A 16,214-nucleotide genomic window follows, 5' to 3' on the forward strand; every position below is an offset into this window, starting at 1 on the left:
CGCCGGCCTGGGCTCAGACGGGGATCTTGGTGATGTCAGGGCGTAACGGAGAGGCTAGCGAGGTGCCGCGAGTACGTCCCGGAGTACGCTCGCGAGCGTGACGCGGGCCAGCTCGTGTCTCACGGTCTCCTCGATGCGCTCGTAGATGCTCTGCATTGCCGGCTGGATGCCGTGACCCACCACGCATCCCTGGTCCGGGGTGGTGCGGTGCATTGCGAACAGCGGGCCGGGTTCCACTGCCTCGTACACGTCGAGCAGGGTCATCGACTCCAGCTCGCGTGCCAGCGACCAGCCCGCGCCCACGCCCCGCCGGGACTCCACGAGCCCGGCCCTGCGCAGCTCGCCGAGCAGCCGTCTGATCACCACGGGGTTGGTGTTCGCGCTGGTCGCGATCTGCTCGGAGGTGGCGACCTCATGGCCCTGGCGCTGGTATAGGCCGATCCAGGCCAGCGCGTGGGCGGCGATGGTCAGCCTGCTGTTGGCGCTCATGTGACTCCTCCTCTCGGCCACAACGCTTCATATTACGGCAGTCGTAACAGTGAAGGTTGCACCGGGCTGTCGTAACAATTAACGTTGCGACTGCCGGAAAGGGCCAATCAACGAGGTGAGAAGAATGAGCAAGCCACTCACGGGCAAGGTCGCCCTGGTCACCGGGGGATCGCGCGGACTGGGAGCCGCGACCGTACGGCTGCTGGCCGAGCAGGGCGCCGACGTCGCCTTCACCTACGTCAGCTCCGAGAAGCAGGCGCAGGCCGTCGTCGACGAGGTGCACGGCACGGGAGCCAAGGCCGTCGCCTTCAAGTCCGACCAGGCGGACACGAGCCGGGCGCCGGCGCTGATCGACGACGTGGTCGCGCACTTCGACGGCCTGGACATCCTCGTCAACAACGCGGCGATCTCGGTGGAGCAGGGCCGCACGGTGGACGACCCGGACGCCGACACCGCCGCACTGGACCGGATGCACGCCACCAACTACCTCGGCGTGATCGCCGTCATCCGGGCCGCCTCCCGAGTGCTGCGCACGGGCGGCCGCATCATCACGGTGAGTTCCGGACTGGGCTCCCGGGTCGGCGTCCCGGGCGTTGCCGACTACTCGGCGACCAAGTCAGGCATCGAGCGGTACACCATGGGGGTCGCACGGGACCTCGGGCCCCGCGACATCACGGCCAACGTCGTGGAAGCCGGACTGATGGACAGCGGCATGCAACCGCCGGACCCCGACACCCTCAAGGCCCTGCTCAGCTCGCTGTCCCTGCAACGCATGGGGCACCCCGACGAAATCGCCGCGGCGATCGCCTTCCTGGCGAGCCCCGCCGCGTCGTACGTCACGGGCGCGGTACTGGACGCCCACGGCGGCTACAACGCCTGAACCCCAACCCCTGCCCCGCGCCCCGAAGGACATCGCGTCTTCGGGGCGCGCACCGCCAACGAACCGCGGGTGCGTGGAGACGCCTCAAGAAGCCCGGACCGTGATCGTGCTACGAACTCTTGGCGGCCCTGCCGGGCGATTGTGCTGGGCCGGCGACGACTGGGGGCGAGGTCGCGTAGGCGCCCCGGACGCTGTACGGCGAACTGGTGGTCGAGCAGATGTCCCCACCGGTCCGCAGCTGCCGGCTACCACAACGCGCCGGCCGGCGTCCGGTCGGTCTGCTTCCGTGATCACACCGAACACACCAAGACCGCCCCCTGTACGGTCCGAGGCCGGCGGGCGGACTCAGCCCGCGGCATCCTCCCGCGGACCGGAAACGCAGGCCAGGATGTGAGGGACGGCTTCGCGCAGACTGGCGAAGTGACGATGCGCGCCCTCCACCCCGGCAGCGGCGTTCACGCTCCACACCGTCATCCCGGCGCTCAGCCCGGACCGCACTCCGGACGGGGCGTCCTCGACGACCAGGCAGTCTGCCGGCCGGGCGCCCAGCCGGGCGGCGGCCCGCAGATAGGGCGCGGGCGAGGGCTTGCCCTCTTCCGCAGCGGCCGCGTCCACGATCACCTCCGGCACCGGCAGGCCAGTTCGCGCGAAACGCCCGTGCACCCGGTGTTCGTAGTTCGAGGTCACCAGCGCCCAAGCCCCCGGAGGCAGGCCGTACAGCAGCTCCGACGCCCCGTCGAAAGCCGCATACACGCCGGACCGAACGTCCTCGTCCTCCAACTCGTGCAGCAAGGCCAGGCACTCGCCCGGATCACGGCCGGCAGCGACCTGAGCGAACGTCTCCACCGGCCGCGTCCGCAAAGCCACCCGGTAGACCTCGTCCGCATCCAGCCCGTACCGCACCGCCCAGGTTCTCCAGACCCGGCGCTGGTTACTCACCGCGTCGATCAGCGTGCCGTCAACATCGAACAGCACGTACTTCCTGGGGCCCGGCCGCCCAGATCCACTCACCACGCACCGGATCATGCCAGGCGGCCCGCAGACGGTCACGGGACAGCGTCCGGACAAGCACGGACTCGCCCACCGGGTACCGCGCTTACAGGTGCACGCAGCACTGCGCAACGCCTCATGACCACACCAACCATGCCTCGGCCGGTTAACAACCTGTCCAGCTCACGGCGGGGGTCCCCGGCGCGTCCGCGGATCGCGGTGGGACGGCGCCCGGCAGGGGCAGGAAGGGTGACATCGCTGCGGTCGCCTCCGGTGAGGAGGACGGCGAGGAGCGGGGTCCGCGTTCGCCGGTGATCAGCTGCTGCTCGAACCCTGTCCGTTCCCGGCCGACTGGCAACTGGCTCGTCTGGAGCCGCCATCCATGGCCCGCAGGTGGCTGGAGCCGGCCACGGCCCGGACCCGGCCCAGCCCGGGCGGCAGCATCCCGCACAGCGCGACCGGGCTCTTCACCGAAAAAAACGGCCTGCCTGCGGCACCCAGCGGTACGGGCAGCCCTTGCCCTCGACCGGTCAGGTCAGTGGCGCACCACGACCTGATCCGGTCAGCGCACCCGCGCGCCCACACCGAGCGCCGCCAGCAGGATGGGCAGGGAGCGGCGCAGCTCCCGTCCTCCGTAGGCGGGGTGATGGGTTCCGGTGTGGAAATGGGTGGTCAGCGGGATACCGGCGGCGTGGAACCGTGCCGCCGTGGCACGGTTCACCTCGTTGATCATTGCTTCGGGATCCTCCGGGTCCCCAGGTTGGCCCGGCGGGTCGAGGGGACCGGGGTTGCCGTCCCCCGCAGAGAGGTAGACGGGTGTTCCGCGCAGTCGGTGTGCGAGGTGATACGGGTCGTGGGCGCGCCAGATGTGCCGCTGCGCCACCGGATCTCCCCACAGGGGGCCGAGGTCCACACCCGTGAGGTCTTTGAACCCCGTGAACATCGGCAGCAGCCTCGGGTGGAGCGGATGGACCACCCCGCTGAAGCTCGCGGCGGCACGGAACAGGTCCGGCCGGCGTGCGGCGTAGGAGATCGCGCCGAAGCCCCCCATCGACATTCCCGCCACGGCCCGGGCCCCACCCGCCCCGTAGCCGTACTCCAGCAGGCGTCGCAGCTCGTACAGATGAAAGGTCTCCCATGCGGGTGGGCCCGCGGTGCCTTCGTTCCACCAGTTGCTGTAAAACCCGGCGAAACCGCCGTCCGGCATCACGACCAGCACATCCCGCAGCGCCGGCCACTCCGCCACGTCGGTGTCGCGGCTCCACGCCTGGTGGTCGTCCGTGATGCCGTGCAGCAGGTACAGCACCGGCCAGCGTTCGCCCGCTCGCCGCCTCTCCCAGCCGTCCGGCGTGAGCAGCCGCACCTTCGCCCGGCCCCCCAGGGCGGGCGACTCCAGGGTGAGGTCGGTCATGCGCCGGGCGACTCGCTGCTCCCCGGCGACGCGGGCGCCGGCGCTCGTACGCCCGGCAGCGGCGGCCGAGGGAACGAGGGCGGTCAGCGGGGCCGCCACCCCGAGCAGCCCCATCGTGGTCAACAGCCGGCGTCTGGTCACTTCCCGGGCTTTCCCCATGAACGTGATGCTAGGGACAAGGGAAAGGGCGGGGCATCCGCCGCCAGTCGTTCGCGGCTCCTTCCGCAGAACTATGGGGTGCTCCTCCCACCGAAGGAGCAAATGACGCCCCCGTCGCCGTGTCCGGTGCGGCCGCGGCCCTGCTGACCTGGGCCGCATGCCCCTGCGACGAGGGGGTCATCGAGCAGTCCGACGCCTTCGTGTTCGGCGCGCGCGACATCGCCCCGATCGGCTGCGCCGCGATGGCCTTCACCTTCGGCACCGTCGTGGGACTCCTGGTGCGCCGGACCCGGCGCCCGGCGCCTGGATCACCGAGACGAGCCCCTGCGCACCGCGGACGGCGAGACGCTCAGCGGGGCCGCGTTCAACGCCTGCCCCGGCAGTCCGCCCAAGGCTGGGGGCGTCGGCACGTTCGGCGACTCGGCGGTGTGCCTCGCCGGGCAAGACCTCCATGTCGGCGTCCCCTGCCACCCCGGCAGCCGCTGCTGGACGTTCCCGTGGCTGGAGACCGCGATCTGCCTGGTATTCGGCGCGGCCCTCAGCGCCTTCGGCATGCGGCGAATCCGGCGCCGGGTGAGTTCACCCCCGTCCCGGCCGGCACCGGTCCGGGCGCCGCCGGGTATTTCTCCGGCGGCGTCCTCTTATCCGGCCCAACGCGCCTTTGCCGGCCGTCCATCCGGGGCCCCGGCTGTGCGCCCCGGGATGGTGTGTCAGATCTTGGCGAGCCGGTCCACCAGCAGCTCCACCCTCAACCCGGTGTCCCCCGGCGGCAGGCGTCCCGCTCGGGTCAGGGTGACCAGCCCGTGCACGGCCGCCCAGAACACCTCGGTGAAGAGTCCCGGGTGGACGCCGTCCCCGGCGACCTCGCCAAGGCATTCCAGCAGGGCGGCGAAGGCGTCCTTCAGCGGCTCCGGGGTGTCCTCGTGTGCGAACGCCAGGCCGCCGTCGAGCTGGAACATGGCGTCGTAGACCGCCGGATTGCGCTCGGCGAAGTCGAGGTAGGTGCGGGCGAGGGCGGTGACCCGGGTGCGGGGCCCGTCCGCGGCGGAGGTCGCGGCCCGCAGCGCCGCGGCCATCTCAGCGGCGCCTTCGAGGGCGACCGCGCCGATGATCTCGCGCTTGCCGCGGAAGTGGCTGTAGAGGACGGGCTGGCTGTATTCGATGCGCTCGGCGAGCCGGCGGGTGGTGACCGCGTCCCAGCCCTGCTGTTCGGCGAGTTCGCGGGCTGTCGCCACGATGAGGCGCTCGCGCTCCGCCCGTTCGCGCTGCTTGCGTTCCTGTACCGACATGACGTGACCCTAGCATCGCTAGACAAGCGAGCAACAGCAGGTCTAGCGTTGCCACTTCATCTAGCAACACTAGATTCCAGGAGGGGCCAGCATGCTCACCGCACTCCAGGTCTTCACGACCGTGGCCGTCGGCCTGATGGTGGGGGTGGAGTTCTCCGTCGCCTTCGTCATCAACCGGATCCTCGACGCACTCCCCGGCGACAGCGGCCAACTCGGCCGCGCCCACGGAGGCCGGATGCTCGGCGCCGTGATGCCGGTCTGGTACATCGGCTCGCTCGTCCTCGTCGCGGTCTGGGCCGTCGCCGGACGGCACCACGGCGGCGCTGGCCTCGTCGTCACGGCCGGCGCGCTGCTGATCCTCAGCGTGATCATGTCGCTGCTGCTGCTCGTCCCGATCAACAACCGGGGCAAGACGTGGACCCCCGAGAACCGGCCCGCCGACTGGAAGCAGCAGATGAACCGCTGGGACCGCCTCCACCACGTCCGCGTCGCCGTCATCATCGCGGCCTTCGCCCTGCTGGTCACCGCCCTCACCTGACCGGACAGGCCTGGCGCGGGCGCCCCAGTCACGCCGTGACCGCACACGGGGCGCCTGCGGAGGCGGAGGCCCGTCCCGCCGGGCCTCCCCGGTCCCGCTCCGGCACACGCGGATACGACACACGGGGCGCCTGCGGAGGCGGAGGCCCGTCCCGCCGGGCCTCTCCGGTCCCGCTCCGGCACACGCGGATACGACGCCCATGGGCCGCCCGCCGGAGCCACTGGCCATTTCAGCGTGACCACTGGCCGGGGGGCGGTGGTGGGGTGAGGGCGAGGTCCGCAACGGCACAGGGCTCTCGTGCCGATGAGCCGTCCGGCGTAGCGCTGAGGCTGTTCGCGCTACGGCAGCCTGCACGGCCGGCATCCGCCAGGCCGGCCGCGTCAGCGGGTCCCCGGGGGCTCGCCGGTCCCCCCGGCGGGTTGTGCTGCGGCCTTCAGCAGGCGGGCGGCCAGTTCCGTAACAACCGGCAGGTCCGGGTCAGATGCCTCGCCCGGCTGGTGTCGCGTGCCGGCGGGTGCTGCCGCGCGACCGGCAGCGCCTCCGGCACGGGCGCGAAGCGCCACGTCAACGCGGCACTTCCTCCCCTCGCCGGTCATCGCCGGCAGTGGCGGGGACGGCGTTGTCGATGAGGACGGCGGCGATGGCGGCGGCGGTGGGAAAGGCGTCGTCGTCGAGGACCCGGGTGCGGGTCGCGGCGCCGTCGATGAGCAGCGCGAGTTGCTCGCCGAGCTGTTCGGGGTCGGCGGCACCGGCTTCGCGGGCGGTGTCGGTGAGCCGCGCGGCGACGGCCTTCTTGTAGTCGCGTGCGTACTGGGATGCGGGGTGCTGAGGGTCGTGGAGTTCGACGGCGGCGGCGATGTAGGGGCACAGGGGGGTGGAGGGGGGAATGTCGAAGGCGGCGAGGAGCCGTTCGCGGGGGGTGAGGTCGGTGCGGTCGAACACGCCCGACAGAACGGCGGGGTCGAACCGTCGCAGGTACTCGGTGACCAGTTCGTCCTTGCCGGTGAAGTGCTGGTAGGCCGTGCGCTTGGACACCTGGGCCGCCGCGCAGAGCTGGTCCATGCCGGTGCGGTTGATGCCCTGCTCGCGGAACAGCTGCCGGGACGCGCCGAGGATGCGCTCGCGGGCACCGCGGCCGCGGCGGCGGCCCTTGGGGCCCTTCTCCAACTCCGTCATGGGGCGATGGTACCCCAGCCGGGTAACGACCGGTGTACATAGCTTGCCCCCCGGCCGCCCGCCCAGTACCGTAAGCACACAGGACGGTGTACTTAGCACTGTCGCCCCAGGTGCGCACGGCACCACCGACCCAAGGGAATGACCATGGGAAAGCTCGACGGCAAGGTCGCGGTCATCACCGGCGGCACCACCGGCCTGGCGCTGGCCGGCGCGAAGCTGTTCGTCGACGAGGGAGCGCACGTCTTCATCACCGGCCGCCGCCAGGACGTCCTGGACGAGGCCGTGACGCGGATCGGCCGCAACGTCACCGGCGTCCAGGGCGACGCCGCCGACCTGGACGACCTGGACCGCCTGTACGACACCGTCAAGCGGGAGAAGGGAAGCCTCGACGTGCTGTGGGCCTGCGCCGGAGGGGGCGAGCCCGCCCCGCTCGGCGAGATCACCGAGGCCCATTTCGACGCCGCGTTCCACCTCAACGCCCGCGGCACCCTGTTCACCGTCCAGAAGGCTCTCCCGCTCTTCAACGACGGCGGCTCCATCCTCATGACCGGCTCCAACGCCTCCCTCGGCGCCTTTCCCGGCTGGAGCGTCTACGCCGGCAGCAAGGCCGTCCAGCAGGCATGGGCCCGCGTCTGGCTCAACGAGCTCAAGGACCGCCGCATCCGCGTCAACGTCCTGACCCCCGGCCAGGTCGCCACCGCCAAGCAGGAAGAACTCTTCGACGAGGCCACCAAGCGCCGGTTCGAGTCCCTCATCCCCCGCGGCCTCATGGGCCGTCCCGAGGAAATCGCCACCACTGCCCTCTTCCTCGCCTCCGACGACTCCAGCTACGTCAACGGCATGGAACTCGTCGCCGACGGCGGCACCACCGCCATCTGACCGGACAACACACCACCAGGACAGGACATCTCATGGGCAGCATCAGCATCATCGGCACCGGGAACATGGCCCGCACCATCGGCGCGCGGGCGGTGGCGGGCGGCAACACCGTCGAGATCATGGGCCGCGATCAGTCCAAGGCCGCCGGCCTGGCCAAGGCTCTCGGCGGCGGCACCACGACGGGGGAATGGGGCGCCGCCCCGGCCGGGGACATCGTCGTCGTGGCCCTGTTGCACGACGGTGTCGTGCCTGCCGTCACCCAGTACGGAGACGCCCTCGCGGGCAAGGTCATCGTCGACATCAGCAATCCCTTCAACTCCGCGTTCGACGGGCTGGCCCACCGCGAGGAGACCTCGGTCGCGCAGGAAGCCGACAGGGCGGCCCCGGCCGGCGCCCACGTGGTGAAGGCGTTCAACACCGTCTTCCGTCACGTCCTGGAGAAGGGACGGCCCGACATCTTCATCGCCGGCGACGATGCGCAGGCCAAGGCGAGTGTGGAGGCGTTCATCGCAAGCCTCGGGCTGCGCGCGCTCGACGTGGGCGGCCTGAAAATGGCGCACTGGCTGGAAGGGGTGGGCGTGGTCACGGTGGGCCTCGCCAACCACGGGGTGGGAGATCTGAACTTTTCCCTCGGCGTCACCGGACTTCCCGCCTGAGCACACGGTTTCCGGGTCACCGGAAGGAGGGCCCCGGGGTGTCCCGGCGGACACACCCGGGGCCGCGTTCCGGATCAGCCGAGCTTGAGCAGCAGGTCGGCGAGTTCGGCCGGCATGGTGATCATGCAGTCGTGGCCGGTCGGCAGTTCCCACACCTGCGCCGGGGTGCCGTTCGGCTGTGTCGCGGGGACGGAACGCCGGGGGAAGCCCGCCGGCTTGACCGTGCAGTGGATGTGCGTGCGCGCAATGGCGCGCATGGCCGGGTTGTCCATGCGGACCCGTTCCTGGAGGCAGCGCACCGGCTGGTCCGAGAGCATCGTGCGCAGCCAGGCCACGTCCGCCGGGTCGGTGACCCCGAACAGGCCGTACGGCGGGGGCAGCTCGCGGAGCGGTGGGATCCGCCAGCCGGTGCCGGATGCCAGGGTCCGGTCGATCAGGTCCTGGGTGGCGGGTTGCACATCGGCAGCGCTCTCTCCGTCCTCCGGGACCATGGCGTCGAGGTAGACCAGGTGCGCGATGCGATCCGGTATGCGGTTGGCCACGGACGAGATGACGAGTCCGGCGTAGCTGTGGCCCACGAGGATCACGTCGGTGAGGTCTTCCCCGGTGATCAGGTCGGCGATGTCCTGAACGTGCGTGTGCAGCCCGACCTCGGGACCGAGCAGGTGGGCCTTGTCGCCGTAGCCGGTCAGCGTCGGCCCCAGCGCCCGGTGTCCGGCCGCTGAGAGCAGCGGGGTCACCCGCTCCCAGCACTCTCCGCTGTGCCAGGCACCGTGTACCAGCAGATATGTCGACATGATGCGTGCTCCGTTCGGGCGTTCCACGTGGATGTTCGGCACCGTGGGCCGGCGTGGCATGGCTGGTCACCGGCGTCCCGATCTGACATCATGAAGAAACGGGACGTCGTACCGTTTGAAGATACGGGACACTGTCCCGCTTAACAAGCGCGGAAGGCGAGGGACAGGGTGAGCGACAGCAGTCGGGACGCGGGGCGGAACACCCGGTCGAAACGGGCGGACGCCCGGCGCAACGAGAAGACCCTGCTCGACGCGGCCGCCGCCGTCTTCGTCACCTCGGGCGTGGAGGCACCGATCCGCGACATCGCCGTCAAGGCCGGTGTCGGGACAGCCACCATCTACCGCCACTTCCCGACCCGGGCGGACCTCATCGTCGCCGTGTACCGCCACCAGGTCGAGGCACTCGCGCAGGCCGGTCCCGAACTCCTGGCGACCTGCGCGACCCCGCATGCCGCGCTGGGGCGATGGATCGACCTCTTCGCCGACTTCCTGGTCACGAAGCTCGGGCTCGCCGCCGTACTGAAGTCCGACGACCCCTGTTTCGACCCCCTGCACTCCTTCTTCCTGGAGCGGATCGTGCCGGTGTGCACCCAGCTCCTCGACGCGGCCGCCGCTTCGGGGGAGATCCGCCCCGGCCAGGACGCCGACGAGTTCATGCGCGGCGTCGCCGGCCTGTGCGCGGGGGCCGAGAAGAATCCCCGCTACGACTCCCGCCGGATGGTCCAGCTCCTCGTCGCAGGGCTGCGCCGGGCGCCCTGACCACGACGGCAGTGAGCGCAGGGCCCCGTAGGCCAACGCCGGCGCGAACGTCCCGCGCCGATCACCCTCCTGCCCGGCTCCGACACCGGCGCCCGGGGCCCGGTGAAGCAGTGCCCCCGGGCGACGCTCCGGCGCGGTGCGTGCCGTGACAGCGGAAGTTGTGCTCCCGGGCGGCGCACCGTAGAACTGGGCCTCATGTCTGATCAGAGGCCGGCCCGCCATCCGGTGCCAAGGCCCGGTTACGGTCCACCCGGCGGCTACGGGCCGCCGCGCCCCCGGGAGGTCGGTGCCGGGTACCGGCGTTGGACCGGCGTCCTGCTCTGGCTCGCGATCACGGTCGCGGGGCTCATGGCGGTCGCCTTCGTGGCCGGCATCGTCCTCCTGATGAAGGCGGACGCAAACACGGACGACGCCGCCTACGGCTATCTCGCGCTCTTCCTCTGGTTCGGGATCGCCGCCGCGGCCCCGGTGCTGCTGGCGCTCGGGATCCCCGCCCTCGTCATGACACGGCGCGTACGGCGGCAGCGGCGACTGGGCCACCATGCCGGGTACCGGTGACTCGGAGCCGGCGCACAGTGATCGAGCGGGGGCCACGGTGCCGGCGCACTGATCCCGGATGCCGGAGACGACCGTGATGCCGCGCTGCGCCGGCTTGGTGTGACCGTGCGCGGAGAGCCGGCCCCCGCCGGGCCCGTCGTCAGTCCGGCAGGCGCACCAGCGGCAGGTAGACGGTGTCGAGGATGTCGTCGATCGCGGCGTCCGGGATCGGTGTTCCGCCGAGGATGAACTCGCTGCGCAGCAGGTCGAGCGCGACCGTCATGGTGCGCGTGCCGCGCAGCTCGGGGCGGACCTCGCCGCGCTCGATCCCGCGGCGGTAGATCTCGTCCATGGCCTGCGGCCCGGAGTCCGCGAGCTGTCTGCGTGCCTCGGCCGCGAGTTCCTGGTTCTTCATGATCTCGGCGAGCACGCCGCGCAGCAGCTCGCCGTACTCGGAGTCCATCACGTCGGCCGTCGAACGCAGCATCGCGCGCATGTCGGAGGCGAAGGAGCCGGTGTCGGGCACCGTGAGCAGGGACCGGACCAGGCGGGCGTGTGTGTACACCACGAGTTCCCCGACGGTGCCCCACCGGCGGTACAAGGCGGCTTTGCTGGTACGGGCCCGCTCGGCGATCCAGTCCATGGACAGCGACGCGTAGCCGCGCTCGACGAGGCCCGCACGTGTCGCAGCCAGGATCGCGGCCTCCAGTTCGGCGCCGCGCCTGCGCGGCCCCCGGCGGTGGTCCGTCACCCTCTCGGCCATGCGTGCTCCCGGTCGGCCATGCGTGCTCCCGCTCGTTGGTTGCGCTTCGTGGGGTCAGACGTTACCGTCCAATTAGAGAACAGCTAGTTCTCTAATTGAGAGATTTCGAGGTGCTCCGTGCACGAGGCCGTCTCCTTCCCGCAGACCCGCACCTGCCCGCTACGGCCGCCCCATGGCTACGCCGAGCTGACCGCACAGGGTCCGCTGCACCGCGTCGAGTTCGTGGACGGCAGGACCGGCTGGGTGGTCACCCGGCACGAGGAGGCCCGCGCGCTGCTGAGCGACCCCCGGCTCTCGTCCGACCGGGCCGACCCCGGCTTCCCGAAGATCTCGCCGCGCGCGCTGGTCGTCCGCGGGCAGCCCCCGTCCTTCATCGGCATGGACCCGCCGGAACACGGCCGCCACCGGCGCATGGCGATCTCCGAGTTCACCGTCCGACGGATCAACGCGCTGCGCCCGCGGATCGAGGAGATCGCGGAGCAGGCCGCCGGCCGGCTGCGCGCGGCCGGTCCCCCCGCCGACGTGGTCGCCCACTACGCGTTGCCGATCCCGTCCCTGGTGATCTGCGAAGTGCTCGGCGTGCCTTACTCCGATCACGAGTTCTTCGAGGACACCAGCCGCCGGATCGCGCGGGCCGGATCCGACGAGGAGACCGCCGCCTCGGTCAGGGAGCTCGCCCAGTACCTGGACTCGCTGGTCGAAGCCGCGACCAAGCGCCCCGGCCCCGGCCTGATCGGCAAAATGGTCCGCGAAGAACTCGCCCGCGGCGAGATCACCCGCGAGTCCCTCGTCAGCACGGCGATGCTGCTGCTCGCCGCGGGACACGAGACCACGGCGAACATGATCGGCCTCGGCATCGCGACCCTCCTCGAACACCCGGACCAGCTCGCCGAGTTCCGCGCCGACCCGGACGTCGTCCCCGGCGCCGTCGAAGAGATGCTGCGTTACGCCTCCGTCGCCGACACCACGGGACTCCGCGTGGCCACGGAGGACATCGAGATCGCCGGCCGGCTCATCCGCGCCGGCGAAGGGGTGGCGATCCCGAACGGGCCGGCGAACTTCGACCCCGCGGTGTTCCCCGACCCGGACACCTTCGACATCCACCGCGGCTCGCGCCGGCACAACGCGTTCGGCTACGGCGTCCACCAGTGCCTCGGGCAGAATCTCGCGCGCCTCGAACTCCGGGTCGCGCTGCCCCTCCTCTTCGAACGCTTCCCCACCCTGCGGTTCGCCACCCCGGCAGCCGGCTTCGAACCCCGCCGCCCCGATGTGAACCAGGGCCTCGACACCCTGACCGTCACCTGGTGAGACAAGGAGACCACGATGCACGTCACCGCGGACCGGGATGTCTGCGTCGGGGCAGGCCAGTGCGTACGCGCCGCGCCCGACGTATTCGACCAGGACGAGGAGGGAATCGTCCTGGTGCTGCGGCAACAGGCCGGCGACGACCGGCGCGAGATCACCGAGGAAGCGGCAGCCGTCTGCCCGTCGGGTGCGGTCCGCCTCACCTGACCACACACCACGTGCTCCCCGGACGCCGGGTCACCGCGCTTCCGCGGCGCCCGCCCACCGGGCCCGACGCACGCCGGCCTCCTCCGCGTCCGCCCCGGAGATGTCACCGGGGCGGGCGCGGACGGGTTCAGCCGGCTGTTCGGTGCGGGCTTCTCCCAGCCGGACCCGGCGCCCGTCCGGTGGCCCGGTGCCCCTGCCCCGCACCTCGGAAGACTCCGGCCGTTGCGCTCACTTACGGGCCTTGATGCCGTCCAAGGCCATGGCGAGCACCCGGTCCTGCTGTGCCTCCTGGACGAAATTCGCCCCGCTGACGCCGTTGACCAGGAAGAGCACATCGTCGAAGCTCACATCGGCCCGGGCCCGGCCGGCGCTCTGCGCGCGTTCGAGAAGCGGACGGCCGGCCGCATGGATCATCTCGCGGCCGGTCACGAACATCTCGGCGCGGTGCGCGATGGCGTCGTAGAGGGCCTTCTTGGTGGTCGCGTAGCTGACGAACTGGCGCAGCCAGCTCTCCAGGGCGTCCCAGGGTTCGAGGCTGTCCAGATCGGCCGCCATCCGGGCCAGGGCTTCGACCTCGTCCAGGTAGACGGCCTCGAACAAGTGCTGGCGTGTGGGGAAGTTGCGGTAGAGCGTCGCGATGTTGACCCCGGCCCGACGGGCGATTCCCTCCAGCGAGGCACCGGCCCCCTCGGCGGCGAACACCTCACGAGCGGCATCAAGCAGGGCGTCGAAGTTGCGGCGTGCGTCGGCGCGCGCCGGCCGGCTCACGGTGAAACCGGTTTCGGCTCGCCCGCCGGACTCGGTGGTGGCCATGACGCATCCTCCTGATCTGCCAATCCCGAGAAACGAAGGGGGTCCTGCGCTAAAGTCAAGGCATGCCTGCGATTACGCGCAGGCATGCCTACCTTATTCGGAACGGGCAGGAGACCATGACCACCATCGGCTTCATCGGCAGCGGCAACCTCGGCAGCACGCTCGCCCGCCTCGCGGTCGACGCCGGCCACGACGTCGTCCTCAGCAACAGCCGCGGCCCGCAAACCCTGCAGGGACTGGTCGCGCGACTCGGCCCGCGCGCCCGCGCAGCGACCCCCGTCGGGGCCGCGGCCGCCGGCGACCTCGTGGTGGTGACCATTCCGGTCAGGGCCCACCGGCAGGTCCCCGCCGAACCCCTCCACGGCAAGACCGTCATCGACACCCTCAACTACGACCCCGCCCGCCAGGGCCGCGTCCCCGGGATCGACGCCGGCGACACCCCGGCCCACCTCCTTCTTGCCGCGCACCTGACCCGCTCGCACGTCGTCAAGGCATTCAGCAGCATCTTCTTCAAACACCTGGCCACCCTGGGGCGCCCGGCCGGCGCCCCGGACCGCAGCGCGCTTCCCGTGGCCGGCGACGACGCCACCGCCAAGAAGACAGTCGCCACCCTGATCGATTCGCTCGGCTACGACGCGTACGACGTGGGCCCCCTCGCCGAGAGCCGCCGGTTCGCGCCCGGCACGCCCGCGCAGCTCGCCCATCTCGACCCGGCCGGGATGTTCGCGGCCCCCGGACGGCCCGTGTCCGCGGAGCGTCTCGCCAAGCTTCTCGAGGCACAGGAAACGCCATGACCGGCACGTACCGCCCTCCCCGCGCCGCGGGGAGCACCGACGGGCATGCTCAGGTGCCGGGGGCACCGAGGCCCGCGACGACGAGTTGGAAGGCGCGGTCCGCCGGAGCCGCCGGGACGGTGTGATTCTCGGTGGCCAGGGCGATTCCGACGATCAGTACGAGCAGATCGTCGATGGTGACGTCTGCGCGGACAGCATGGTCGTCAATGGCCTTGCGCAGCAGCAAGGCGCCAGCCGCACCGATGACTGCCGCACAGGACTCCTGGGCCGCCTCGTCCTCGAGGGGCTGATAGGAGAGGACGTCTGCCAGACCACGTGCGGCGAGCGAGTAGGCGAGCAGCTCGCGCAGCCACTCCACCAGCGCGGCGCGGCTGTCGCGCTCGCCGCAGAGCGTACGAGCGCGATCGCACAGGGCATGGACGCGCTGTTCGAAGACGGCTTCGAGCAGGGCTTTGCGGGTCGGGAAGTGGCGCCGCACGGTGGCTGATCCGACGCCTGCGATGCGGGCGATCCGCTCCAGCGAGGCATGGGCCCCCTGTGCCGCCACCTCGGCCTCGGCCACCGCGAGGATGTGCGCGTAGTTGCGCCGGGCATCCGAGCGCTGGCCGGTCATGATCTCTCCAGTGTTGATAAGTGGCGGGCCCCGCCATATTGTAGCGAAGCAAGAAACGGCGGGCCCCGCCGTTTTGGTGTGCGTGACCGCTCGAGGGGATGTGCTCATGGCCTCTGCCGCAACACCGGTTCTCGTCACCGGTGCCACTGGCCGACAAGGCGGCGCCACCGCCCGCACCCTGCTGGCGCAGGGAACACCCGTGCGGGCCCTGGTGCGCGACCGGAGTACGCCGCGCGCACGGGCCGTCGAAGAACTCGGTGCCGACCTGTTCGTGGGCGATCTCACCGAACCTGCGACCCTCGAGGCGGCCATGGACGGCGTGCGGGCCGTCTTCTCGGTGCAGATGCCCGCGTACACCGAGCAGGGGTTCGACTTCGCCGGCGAGATCAGCCAGGCGTACAACCTCATGACGACTGCGCGGGCTGCCGGTGTGGAGCAGTTCGTCCAGTCCTCCACCAGCGGCGTGGGGCAGCACGTCGAGGCTCCGGGCTGGGCCGAAGGACGCTGGGCGGTGATGGAGGCCCCGCTCGGCACGAAGGCTGCCGTCCAGGACCGGCTGCGCGAACTCGACTTTCCCTACTGGACGTTGCTCAAGCCGTCGTTCTTCATGGAGAACTTCGAGCCGTCCATGCGGTTCTACTTCCCCCGCGGCGTCGAAGGAGGTCTGGTCACCGTCGTCAAACCGGGCACGCACCTGGCACTCGTAGCGGCGAAAGACGTGGGCCGAGCCGCGGCAGCCGCCCTGTCCGCCCCCGCCGGCTTCCACCGAGTGGAACTGGAACTCAGCAGCGATTACCTGACCATGACCGAGATCGCCGAGATCCTTTCCCGCGCCCTGGGCGTCGCGCTGACGGCCCCGGACATGACGGAGGAACAGGCCCGCGCCGCCGGCATGGGAGACATGGGGGCCACACACGCGTTCATGGAGGTGGTCGGCCAGCCGGCCCGGCCACAGTTCGCTCGTGCGCTGGGCATCGACCTGACCAGTTTCGAAGAGTGGGCACACGAGCACCTGCGGACCGCCGTCTGAACAGGGAGACATGAGTTTCAGCCGCAGCGGTCCCGGCGCCCCCGGCACCCGGCCGGCGGGTGAGCGAGGAACTCCGGCGCGCCCGGTCTTGTACGAGAGCCCTCACCGGCTGCGCCGACGAGGACCTGA

19 protein-coding genes are annotated in these 16,214 nt (G+C 71.0%); 10 read left to right on the plus strand and 9 right to left on the minus strand.

All coding sequences use genetic code 11. The annotated features are described in order from the left end of the window. Nucleotides 1-54: 54 nt before the first annotated feature. Nucleotides 55-489 carry an Rrf2 family transcriptional regulator gene (locus GCU69_RS16315; protein ID WP_098752737.1) on the minus strand — a complete coding sequence of 145 codons (435 nt, stop codon included), beginning with the start codon at nucleotides 487-489 and terminating at the stop codon, nucleotides 55-57. 124 nt (nucleotides 490-613) lie between these two features. Here GCU69_RS16315 and GCU69_RS16320 point away from each other — a divergent pair, with 124 nt between their 5' ends. Then, the gene (locus GCU69_RS16320) at nucleotides 614-1,369 is read left to right on the plus strand and encodes an SDR family NAD(P)-dependent oxidoreductase (protein ID WP_156206460.1); all 756 of its coding nucleotides are present in this window, start codon (nucleotides 614-616) and stop codon (nucleotides 1,367-1,369) included. A 345-nt stretch (nucleotides 1,370-1,714) separates the two neighbouring features. Here GCU69_RS16320 and GCU69_RS16325 read toward each other — a convergent pair whose 3' ends face one another. The 3 genes from GCU69_RS16325 to GCU69_RS16335 form a co-directional block, all read right to left on the minus strand. Beyond that, entirely contained in the window at nucleotides 1,715-2,395 is a 681-nt protein-coding gene (locus GCU69_RS16325) for an HAD family hydrolase (protein WP_156206513.1), read from the minus strand. A 526-nt stretch (nucleotides 2,396-2,921) separates the two neighbouring features. Further along, nucleotides 2,922-3,929: an alpha/beta hydrolase gene (locus GCU69_RS16330; RefSeq protein WP_156206461.1), complete on the minus strand. Its 1,008-nt coding sequence runs from the start codon at nucleotides 3,927-3,929 to the stop codon at nucleotides 2,922-2,924. A 710-nt stretch (nucleotides 3,930-4,639) separates the two neighbouring features. Continuing rightward, nucleotides 4,640-5,218, minus strand: a complete 579-nt coding sequence (locus GCU69_RS16335; protein WP_156206462.1) for a TetR/AcrR family transcriptional regulator — start codon at nucleotides 5,216-5,218, stop codon at nucleotides 4,640-4,642. A 91-nt stretch (nucleotides 5,219-5,309) separates the two neighbouring features. On the opposite strand from GCU69_RS16335, the gene GCU69_RS16340 reads away from it, so the two are divergent. Further along, nucleotides 5,310-5,756: a DUF1772 domain-containing protein gene (locus GCU69_RS16340; RefSeq protein ID WP_156206463.1), complete on the plus strand. Its 447-nt coding sequence runs from the start codon at nucleotides 5,310-5,312 to the stop codon at nucleotides 5,754-5,756. A 564-nt stretch (nucleotides 5,757-6,320) separates the two neighbouring features. Here the strand turns inward: GCU69_RS16340 and GCU69_RS16345 are convergent. Continuing rightward, the gene (locus GCU69_RS16345) at nucleotides 6,321-6,932 is read right to left on the minus strand and encodes a TetR/AcrR family transcriptional regulator (protein ID WP_156206464.1); all 612 of its coding nucleotides are present in this window, start codon (nucleotides 6,930-6,932) and stop codon (nucleotides 6,321-6,323) included. A 144-nt stretch (nucleotides 6,933-7,076) separates the two neighbouring features. Between GCU69_RS16345 and GCU69_RS16350 the strand changes: the two genes are divergently transcribed. After that, the gene (locus tag GCU69_RS16350) at nucleotides 7,077-7,811 is read left to right on the plus strand and encodes an SDR family NAD(P)-dependent oxidoreductase (RefSeq protein WP_156206465.1); all 735 of its coding nucleotides are present in this window, start codon (nucleotides 7,077-7,079) and stop codon (nucleotides 7,809-7,811) included. A gap of 32 nt (nucleotides 7,812-7,843) precedes the next feature. Then, nucleotides 7,844-8,467 (plus strand): NADPH-dependent F420 reductase, encoded by a 624-nt coding sequence (locus tag GCU69_RS16355; RefSeq protein WP_156206466.1) that lies wholly within the window; start codon nucleotides 7,844-7,846, stop codon nucleotides 8,465-8,467. A gap of 74 nt (nucleotides 8,468-8,541) precedes the next feature. On the opposite strand, the gene GCU69_RS16360 is transcribed toward GCU69_RS16355, so the two are convergent. Next, entirely contained in the window at nucleotides 8,542-9,264 is a 723-nt protein-coding gene (locus GCU69_RS16360; protein ID WP_098750830.1) for an alpha/beta fold hydrolase, read from the minus strand. A 168-nt stretch (nucleotides 9,265-9,432) separates the two neighbouring features. Here GCU69_RS16360 and GCU69_RS16365 point away from each other — a divergent pair, with 168 nt between their 5' ends. Next, entirely contained in the window at nucleotides 9,433-10,023 is a 591-nt protein-coding gene (locus GCU69_RS16365; RefSeq protein ID WP_156206467.1) for a TetR/AcrR family transcriptional regulator, read from the plus strand. Between the two features lie 195 nt (nucleotides 10,024-10,218). Next, entirely contained in the window at nucleotides 10,219-10,581 is a 363-nt protein-coding gene (locus GCU69_RS33795) for a hypothetical protein (protein ID WP_235978514.1), read from the plus strand. 139 nt (nucleotides 10,582-10,720) lie between these two features. Here GCU69_RS33795 and GCU69_RS16375 read toward each other — a convergent pair whose 3' ends face one another. Then, a complete protein-coding gene (locus GCU69_RS16375; RefSeq protein ID WP_098750827.1) occupies nucleotides 10,721-11,323 on the minus strand; it encodes a TetR/AcrR family transcriptional regulator in 603 nt (200 codons plus the stop codon). Between the two features lie 117 nt (nucleotides 11,324-11,440). On the opposite strand from GCU69_RS16375, the gene GCU69_RS16380 reads away from it, so the two are divergent. Continuing rightward, nucleotides 11,441-12,631, plus strand: coding sequence for a cytochrome P450 (locus tag GCU69_RS16380; RefSeq protein WP_235978515.1), 1,191 nt, complete (start codon nucleotides 11,441-11,443; stop codon nucleotides 12,629-12,631). Between the two features lie 15 nt (nucleotides 12,632-12,646). Then, complete coding sequence (locus GCU69_RS16385; RefSeq protein WP_156206469.1) at nucleotides 12,647-12,835, plus strand: ferredoxin; 189 nt, start codon at nucleotides 12,647-12,649, stop codon at nucleotides 12,833-12,835. A 228-nt stretch (nucleotides 12,836-13,063) separates the two neighbouring features. Here GCU69_RS16385 and GCU69_RS16390 read toward each other — a convergent pair whose 3' ends face one another. Beyond that, on the minus strand, nucleotides 13,064-13,648 hold the full coding sequence (locus GCU69_RS16390) for a TetR/AcrR family transcriptional regulator (RefSeq protein WP_098750824.1): 585 nt from the start codon (nucleotides 13,646-13,648) through the stop codon (nucleotides 13,064-13,066). Nucleotides 13,649-13,764: 116 nt separating this feature from the next. Between GCU69_RS16390 and GCU69_RS16395 the strand changes: the two genes are divergently transcribed. Continuing rightward, nucleotides 13,765-14,442: an NADPH-dependent F420 reductase gene (locus GCU69_RS16395; RefSeq protein WP_098750823.1), complete on the plus strand. Its 678-nt coding sequence runs from the start codon at nucleotides 13,765-13,767 to the stop codon at nucleotides 14,440-14,442. 49 nt (nucleotides 14,443-14,491) lie between these two features. Here the strand turns inward: GCU69_RS16395 and GCU69_RS16400 are convergent, their stop codons facing one another. Further along, nucleotides 14,492-15,055: a TetR/AcrR family transcriptional regulator gene (locus GCU69_RS16400; protein WP_098750822.1), complete on the minus strand. Its 564-nt coding sequence runs from the start codon at nucleotides 15,053-15,055 to the stop codon at nucleotides 14,492-14,494. A gap of 106 nt (nucleotides 15,056-15,161) precedes the next feature. Between GCU69_RS16400 and GCU69_RS16405 the strand changes: the two genes are divergently transcribed. Further along, nucleotides 15,162-16,085 (plus strand): NmrA family NAD(P)-binding protein, encoded by a 924-nt coding sequence (locus tag GCU69_RS16405; RefSeq protein WP_098750821.1) that lies wholly within the window; start codon nucleotides 15,162-15,164, stop codon nucleotides 16,083-16,085. The last annotated feature ends 129 nt before the right edge of the window (nucleotides 16,086-16,214 follow it).

It is taken from the genome of Streptomyces lycii (assembly GCF_009735685.1).
Taxonomy (GTDB): domain Bacteria; phylum Actinomycetota; class Actinomycetes; order Streptomycetales; family Streptomycetaceae; genus Streptomyces; species Streptomyces lycii.